We start from the raw sequence: 7,399 nt of genomic DNA, 5'->3' as shown, positions 1-7,399 counted from the left end.
TCCAACTCCACCTCCTCGATCTCCTCGACACCGACATCGGGCAAACCCGCTGGCCACAGACCTGAAACGGTGACCCGCGAAGTACGGGCCTAGAGCCAGCCTTTGGCCAAGTGTGCCTGGTCGACCAGCCTCAACGCCCCCACCGGCGGCGGCGCTTCCGGCGTCCTGTTGGCCGCCGGAGTCTACTGGCGAAAGGCCTATCGGCCCCGGGTGAAAATCCGGGTGGCCGGCCGCTGGCGACAGGCCCGGTCGGGGCGAGTCAGAACTACCAGGACGGCCGAAACAAGCTTTAGCCGAGGCCGCGGAGTTTCATCTCTATCCGCAGCGTGGTCTTGCCGGTGCAGTGTGGACCGAGCACGCCTATCCGTACGGGGGTTCTCACCACAGCGTTGCTTCCTTCTCTGGTTCGGGGGCGCCAGGCATGCCGGGCGGAACGGCCACGGCAATGAGCTGGTCCCAGGTCTCGTAGCGGCATGCCATGGCGATGAGGAGTTGCGCCGTGGCGTAGGCGTCGTAGGTGGCGCGGTGCCGTCCCACGCCGGGAGCCTGCGTCAGATCGGGCTTCGTGTGCTCGATCAGGGCGTCCAGCCCGTAGGACGGCAGGCCCTCGTGCGTGTTGCGGGCCAGGCGCAGGGTGTCGATGACTCCGGTGGGCTCCCACTTTGGCAGGTGAGCCTTCAGTGCGCGGTAGTCGCCACTCACGTTGTGGGCGCAGATCCAGGCCTCGCCGAGGACGCCTTGCACTTGGTCGGCGACTTCCTCCCACCCGGGCGCGCTGTCGAGGAGCTGGTTGGTCAGGCCGTGGATGCGGTCCGCGAGGGGGGTGACGGGTCGGGGCGGGCGGATCAGCCACGCGCCGGCTGAGCTCGTGTCCGGCTGGCCTGCGCGAACGGGAAGTGCGGCGACCTCGACCAGGTCAGGCGGGTTGAGTCCGTTCCCCTCGACGTCGACAACGAGCAATCGGGGCCAGGTGCTGAAGTTCATGGGGTGGAAGTTCCGTCCTCCGCCTTCCAGCCGATGGGGGCGCGGCCGTGTCGGCGGTAGTGGTGGGGCTAGGCTCGGTCGTGGCACTGGTAGCCGAAGCCATGCTGGAGGTAGTAGCTGGGCGGCTCGTCCAGTCCCTCCACGATGATGGCGCGGTGATCGATCTCAACGGCCCGGTCGCGCCGAGGGCTCGGGCTTCTTCGCTGACTACCGCGCGGTCGCGCTTGACCCACGCCCTCCGGCACCGCGGCAGCTGCTCGTCGGCGAGGGTGTTGCACAGTTCCCGGATGCCGTAGTGGGCGTTGTAGTCGGCGTCTTCGTGGGCGTAGGCCACATTTGTGATCACCGTGGGATCTGGGCAGCCTGCTCCGGCCGGGGAAGGCGACGCCCTGGTCCAGCCAGCCGGGATTCATGGCAGCTCGAATCACGGTATTGACGTACCCATGAGATCCGGCCGCGCTGCAACGACGTCGCGGAGGAAGGTGCGCTTGGAGTAGTAGGTGCGCCCGTTCGCCAGACCCCACCCGGTGAGGTGGTCCCGGGGTGTCGGCCTACTCCTCTGAGTGCGCCACGGAGTACGGAGATATCTGCACCAGTGTCAGCGAGTCAGGTCGGCGTGACGGGACCTCGGGATATCCCCTGCCGCGGCTGGAGGCCATCCTCGAGCACTGGTCGAGGGAGGAGCCTCGCGATCAGGGCATGGAAAGACACATCGAGGACGCCCCGCGACTAACAGCCGTGCTGCGCATCTGTGTCGAGAAGAACGTCGATCTCCTCTTCGGATGACGAGGATCCCCAAGGGACTTCCAACCGCAGGAAGACGGAGTCGACCGGCTACTTGCTCAGGCCGTGTCATCCCGTTCGCGTTCGATGGCCACTCCATGGGGCTTGCCTCAGGGTCGGAGGGCGTAGCAGCGGAGACTGTCGAGATCGGCCGTTCGGACGACGGACCAGCCCGCGGTGAGCGTCTCAGCTTCGGCTGGGGTGATTCCGAGGCTCTTGAGGGGGTCGATGTCTTCGCGGCGCCCCGCGAGTTCGGTGACGACCCAAAACATCCCGCCGGGCGCGAGAATGCGGCGTACGCGGTCGAGGAAGGCGGGCTTGTCGTCCATCCACCGGTAGACCAGGCGGCAGGTGACGACCGCGTACGCGGTATCCGGGAGTGCGCCGAGGTCGTCATTGATGAAGTCCACCTGCCGCCAAACCGGACCGCCCGCGGGCTCGGTGTCCCGGGCAGCGGCGGCAACGGCACTGGGGGCGCAGTCGATGCCGGTGGTGCGGTAGCCGAGACGGTGGTGGAGGTGGCGGGCCAAGGCGCCGTCGCCGCTGCCGATGTCGAGTGCTGGGCGTCCGAGGCCGGGACCGAGATAGTCGGCCAGGAGAGCGGTCTCGACGCTTGTTACTTCCCGGTACTGGCGGCCGCCCGCCCAGAGCGGTTCCCAATAGGTGGCGTTGTTGGTCGTCATTCGGCTCCTTCGCGGACGGGCGGCACGGCCGCTGGGGCCGCGCCGTCGAGGGCCACCGCAGTGCGCGGGTTTCGGGCTCAACCGGGCAACGGGTTTGATGATCAGGCGTCAGAGCTGGCCTGCGGCTTCTTGGCTCCCGTTATGCCGGCTTACCGCTGTTGACCGCTGCTGTCCGGTGTCCTCCGCCTGTTCTGGCACGCCTCTGGCACTGAGAGCTAATGGGCTGGGCATGCCCAATCACTTCGAAGCCAGCATCGATGTGCGGGTGTGCCGCCGGATACCCGTCAGTTCTGCAGGTATACGAAGCACATGCCGTCCCCGGAGTTCGCCCTCGTGGGCCTGCCGGGAACGGCGATCGAGCAGGAGACCCTGGGCAGCACATTGGCCGCGAAGGGATCGGAAACGGTCGAAACGTCGACCATCACGTCAAGTGACACGCGGTGGAGGGCGTCTCCGGACACCTGTTCCGCGTGGGTCCACGGAGTCAGCGCGGGAACCGTGACGGTCTCGCCCACGAGTGAGTCCCCCATGGAGTAGGTGATCTTTGAGGTCGCCCCCGGAGCTGCCCCGGCCACGCTCACGTCGAAGAGGACCGTCTGGTCGCCATCGAGCGCGGTAGACGGTGACTCTGCGCCGCCCGGACCTGGCGTGGGGTCCCCGCCGTTCGTTCCGGTCCCGCAGGCCGCGAGCAGCCCGACAAGGACGACTAATCCCCACACGATACGACGCACCCGTTACCCCTTCCCCCGCAAGAGGCGTACGTTCCGGCGCCCGCCGCCTCGGCATCGAACTGCCCGCGCCAGCGTAGGGCCTGGACCGCCGTACTGTCCCGATCAACTGGAGTGCGCCTGCTGGCACGATGGCCATGTGGTTGACGTCACGCGCATCAAGGCAGAGACCGTGGCGTACTACCGGGAACTTGATGACGGAGCCCCTCTGCGGCACCGCTTTCGCTGGTAGCGGCTTCTCTTGCAGCGGGAGTTCACTACTACCCGCACCTGCGGTAAGCGCGTGTCACCCATCCCTCGGACATCACGCCTGGGGGCAGGGACTGCGATGACGGCACAACGTCGCCCGACAAGCACTGCGCCGGCGCATGTTACGGCTGATGTGTCCGGTGCGGTGGTGTACGGCCGATACGCTGGCGCCCAGATCACTGACACGACAGGGAAAGTGACCCACTGTGACGACTGGTGCTGCCGTCTCCGACTTCTACTGCAACCAGGCCCTGAGCGGCCTCGCTGAGATCGAAAGGGGACCGGTGGCTTCGGTGAGGTTCTCGCAGGCCTCGACGAGAGCGGCTCCGCCTTGCAGGTGCTCGTCGTCTGGCACGACCATGCAGCGGCCAGCCCGACGCCTGGCGTACGCGGAGGCGTTGTCGAGCTGGTCACCGCGGCTGACGGAGGCGGGCAGTGGGACCAGGACGGCGGGGATGTCTAGGGCTTCGAGTTCGGCGAGGCTTGTGGCGCCGGCTCGGCCGATGAAGAGGTCGGCGAGGGCCAGGGCGTCCGGCATCTCGTCGTGGAGGTACTCCATTTGGGCGTACCCGGGCCTGCCGTTCAGGGAGGGCTCGAGATTGCCCCGGCCACACACGTGCACGACCGCGAAGCGCGCGCACAGTGCGTCGAGCTGGGCGCGGACGGCGTCGTTGATGCGCTGGGAGCCGCTGCTGCCGCAGAAGATGAGCAGGACAGGGGTGCGGTCCGGGAGCCGCAGACGGGCGCGGAGTCGTTCCGGGACGCCGTCGGCTAGGTCGCTGCGTAGCGGCAGTCCGGTGAGCTGTGTCTTCTCTCGCAGCCAGGGGGGTGCGTCGTGCGGTGCGGATACGGAGAGGCAGACCGTCGTGGCGAGCCGGGCCAGGATCTTGTTGGCCAGCCCGAGGGAGTGGTCGGACTCGTGGATGACCACGGGAACCCGGCACAGCGCGGCCGCGATGCCGACGGGGACGGACACGTAGGAGCCCTTGGAGAACAGGGCGTCGGGCCGCTCTCGCCGGATGGCCTTCCAGGCCGCGGCGATGCCGCGAGTGACCGTCAGCGGCATGACGAGGTTGCTCCACGAGCGGTGGCGGTGCAGGCCCGCGGAGGGGACGTGGCGGAACGGGATGGCGGCGCGGCGGGCGTACTCGCGCTCGATGCTGCCCTCGCGGCCGAAGACACTTCCTGGGCGCAGCCATGGCGAGAGTTCCTCGCATGACAACCATCTGCCCCTTTCTCAACATCCTCCGTGTCTCGGGACGGGAGCCTCGACCCACGGCTTTGGAACACTCCCGGAGTGTGTCCGAAGGTCCGGCGGAAGACATCGATGAACGCGCTGGCGGACGACCAGCCACACTGGTGCGCCACGGCGGTCACCGGAGTGTTCTCGGCCAGCAGCACCAGCGCGTGGTGCAGACGCAGCTGAGTACGCCACTGCGGGAAGGTCATACCGAGGTCGGCCCGGAACAGCCGGGACAGCGTGCGGTCACTGGCGCCGACCTCCCTGGCCAGCGCGACCAGCGTGCGGTTGTCGGCCGGATCGGCGCGCAGAAGGTCGCACAGGTCCTTCAACTGAGGGGCGGTGGGCGTGGGCAGGTGAAGCGGCTGCTGCGGCGAGGCCCGCAGCTGGTCCAGCAGTACGGCGCGCAGCCGCGTGCGTTCGGGGCTGTCGTCGAACGGGGCACGTGTGTGGGCGAGGAGGAGCTCGCGCAGCAGCGGGCCGACGCCCAGGACGGTCGGCTCCTCCAGTCCTAGCGGGTTGTCACTTGCGGCGGCGTAGCCGTAGGCGCGCTCGGCGACGAAGAACGGGACGAGCGCCGCCACCGCGCCCTGGTAGACATCTACGCAGGCATGGCCCAGCGACAGCTGGATGATCGACTTGTTCCTTGGCACGTCACCATGGTCGGCAGCTCACTGGCTGTCGTACTTCCAATAAACTGCCAACCAATCACGCAGATCCGCCATCAGTCGGTCGCGCCGACCCGGACCCAGAGGCTGGCAACCGGTGCGGAAATCGACGCCCACCGACATGACGATCACCAGATCGTCTACGCCGGGCGGGGAGTGCTGAGCATGACGACCACCACGGGTACCTGGGTGGCACCGGCCACACGCGCCATCTGGGTGCCGGCCGGCGCGGTGCACGCCCACCAGGCCCACGGCGAACTGGAGCTCCACCTGGTCGGCCTGCCCGCGCGGCGGCCTGTGTCTGTCGCCCCTGTTCGTGATGCCGGCCCTTGTCGGCAGCGTGCTCTGCCTGTCTGTGCTGCGAACGCTGGAGCGCACAGGCAGTGCCCGTGCCGACGCAGCGGTGCCGGCGGGACATGACGACCGGTTGTCGTTCGCCAAGCTTTCGTTGGCGGTGATCTGTCGGTCCGTCGTCTTCGTCGGTCTGAGCACCTTCATCTCGCTCTATGCCACGCAGCACATGGGAGGGGGCACGGCGGCGGGCACCGCGGCGCTGTTCGTGCTCTATCTCGGCGGCGCAGTGGGCTCCGTGCTGGGCGGCAATCTGGCCGACCGCTGGGACAGGGTGACCGTCTCCCGCTGGTCGTACCTGGCCACGGCCGTCGCGGTCACCGGGATCGTGACCGTCCCCGGCCCGGTGCTCTACCCGTTCGTGGCACTGGCCTCCGCCGGCCTGTACGTGCCGTTCTCGCTGCAGGTCACCCTTGGCCAGGACTACCTGCCCTCCCGAGTCGGTACCGCCAGCGGGATCACCCTGGGCCTCACCGTCAGCGTCGGCGGCCTGGCCAGCCCCCTCATCGGGAGGCTCGCCGACGCGACGTCCCTGCGCGCGGCGCTGACCCCGCTGATCCTCATGCCCGTTCTGAGCTGGTTGTTGTTCCGCACACTGCCGAACCGACCGCGCCGAGGCACAACACGGCGGCGCAGCAGACGGGAGACGACAGGGATGCTGAACCCTCCCCGGTCCAGCCCGATCGCCGATGAGCAATCCACTTGCTCCGGTGCAGACCGCATCCGACCGTCCGGCCGCGAAGACGGCCCGCCGGACTCGTCGTCACGGGATGTCTGCCCCTGACGAAGTGGGGCTGCCGGGCCCTGCTGCTGACAGCCGACGAGTACGGAACACGGGCGGGATGAGCCTTCGCCGCTACCTCCGCGGGCGCGTCCGAGGGTACGGGCAGGGGAACGGCCGTACGGCAAGATGCGTTGGACGGGCATGGGGCGTGACATGCGGGCGGGACATCAGGGGACGGGGCCCGGGTCCATCACTCCGGACGGCTGCGCGGTCGAGCTGTACTCGCGGCTGCCGATCGGGGCCGAGCCGGACATCGTGGCCGCAGGCGTGCCAGCGGGTGCGCATCTACTGGAGCTGGGGTGTGGTGTGGGGCGCATGACCCACCCGCTCCTGGAGCGGGGTTTCACGGTGACTGCGGTGGACGAGTCCCCGGAGATGCTGGAGCGCGTGCGCGGGGCGCGCAGGGTATGCAGCCCGATCGAGGACCTCGATCTGGGCGAGACTTTCGATGTGGTGATGCTCGCCTCTTTCCTGGTGCACGCCGGGGATATCGAGGTCCGGCGGGCGCTGCTGCGTACCTGCGTCCGGCATGTCGCGGTGGACGGTTGTGTGCTGATCCAGCGGGAGGGCGAGGACTTTCACACGAACCTGCCGCACGAGCGCGTGGATCCCAGTGGCTTCACCGTGCGGATCGTGTCGGCGAAGCCGGTGTGGGCCGGGGTGAACTCGGTAACCGCAGAGTACGAGTTCCCGGACGCCATATGGACACAGACGTTCCTGGCCCGGCCGCTGACGAAGCAGCAGTTCGAGCAGGCGCTGGCCGAGGCGGGCCTGAAGTTCGACAAGTACCTGACGGAGGATCGGATATGGGTGCGGGCGGTTCTCGCAGCTTAGGGTGATCGTCATCCCGTCGATCACCGGGATGAGCCTGTTGGTGCGCCCGCCACTACCCCGGCGGGCCCTTCGTATCGAGACGAGGCGCAGGCCCG

At 68.3% G+C, this 7,399-nt stretch carries 5 protein-coding genes and 4 pseudogenes; 3 read left to right on the top strand and 6 right to left on the bottom strand.

Annotated features, from left to right (window positions below; all coding sequences use genetic code 11):
- Positions 1-378: 378 nt before the first annotated feature.
- The 6 genes and pseudogenes from ACFV9O_RS33850 to ACFV9O_RS33825 all read right to left on the bottom strand — a co-directional run.
- Complete coding sequence (locus ACFV9O_RS33850) at positions 379-984, bottom strand: exonuclease domain-containing protein (protein WP_385424916.1); 606 nt, start codon at positions 982-984, stop codon at positions 379-381.
- Positions 985-1,877: 893 nt separating this feature from the next.
- Positions 1,878-2,450 carry a class I SAM-dependent methyltransferase gene (locus ACFV9O_RS33845; protein WP_385424913.1) on the bottom strand — a complete coding sequence of 191 codons (573 nt, stop codon included), beginning with the start codon at positions 2,448-2,450 and terminating at the stop codon, positions 1,878-1,880.
- A 284-nt stretch (positions 2,451-2,734) separates the two neighbouring features.
- Complete coding sequence (locus ACFV9O_RS33840) at positions 2,735-3,181, bottom strand: hypothetical protein (RefSeq protein ID WP_385424910.1); 447 nt, start codon at positions 3,179-3,181, stop codon at positions 2,735-2,737.
- 481 nt (positions 3,182-3,662) lie between these two features.
- On the bottom strand, positions 3,663-4,649 hold the full coding sequence (locus ACFV9O_RS33835) for a glycosyltransferase (protein WP_385424907.1): 987 nt from the start codon (positions 4,647-4,649) through the stop codon (positions 3,663-3,665).
- A gap of 59 nt (positions 4,650-4,708) precedes the next feature.
- Positions 4,709-5,197 (bottom strand): annotated as a pseudogene (locus tag ACFV9O_RS33830) (helix-turn-helix transcriptional regulator); the annotation flags it as partial.
- A pseudogene (locus ACFV9O_RS33825) lies at positions 5,192-5,320 on the bottom strand (MFS transporter); the annotation flags it as partial. The pseudogenes ACFV9O_RS33825 and ACFV9O_RS33830, both read right to left, overlap by 6 nt.
- A gap of 6 nt (positions 5,321-5,326) precedes the next feature.
- Between ACFV9O_RS33825 and ACFV9O_RS33820 the strand changes: the two are divergent.
- From ACFV9O_RS33820 to ACFV9O_RS33810, 3 genes and pseudogenes are all read left to right on the top strand, one after another.
- Positions 5,327-5,623 (top strand): annotated as a pseudogene (locus tag ACFV9O_RS33820) (cupin domain-containing protein); the annotation flags it as partial.
- 1 nt (position 5,624) lies between these two features.
- A pseudogene (locus tag ACFV9O_RS33815) lies at positions 5,625-6,470 on the top strand (MFS transporter); the annotation flags it as partial.
- A 153-nt stretch (positions 6,471-6,623) separates the two neighbouring features.
- Positions 6,624-7,304: a class I SAM-dependent methyltransferase gene (locus ACFV9O_RS33810; protein ID WP_385424905.1), complete on the top strand. Its 681-nt coding sequence runs from the start codon at positions 6,624-6,626 to the stop codon at positions 7,302-7,304.
- Positions 7,305-7,399 lie beyond the last annotated feature (95 nt).

The sequence above is a fragment of the Streptomyces sp. NPDC059909 genome, from assembly GCF_042730885.1.
In the GTDB taxonomy this organism is placed as follows: Bacteria; Actinomycetota; Actinomycetes; order Streptomycetales; family Streptomycetaceae; genus Streptomyces.
The sequence above is the reverse complement of the archived record's forward strand: the minus strand, read 5'-3'. Positions and strand labels throughout refer to the sequence as shown.

What these genes read in the sequence shown, in the direction of transcription:
- ACFV9O_RS33850 (WP_385424916.1), bottom strand. Translation starts at nt 984, where the DNA reads ATGAACTTCAGCACCTGGCCCCGATTGCTCGTTGTCGACGTCGAGGGG.
- ACFV9O_RS33845 (WP_385424913.1), bottom strand. Translation starts at nt 2,450, where the DNA reads ATGACGACCAACAACGCCACCTATTGGGAACCGCTCTGGGCGGGCGGC.
- ACFV9O_RS33810 (WP_385424905.1), top strand. Translation starts at nt 6,624, where the DNA reads ATGCGGGCGGGACATCAGGGGACGGGGCCCGGGTCCATCACTCCGGAC.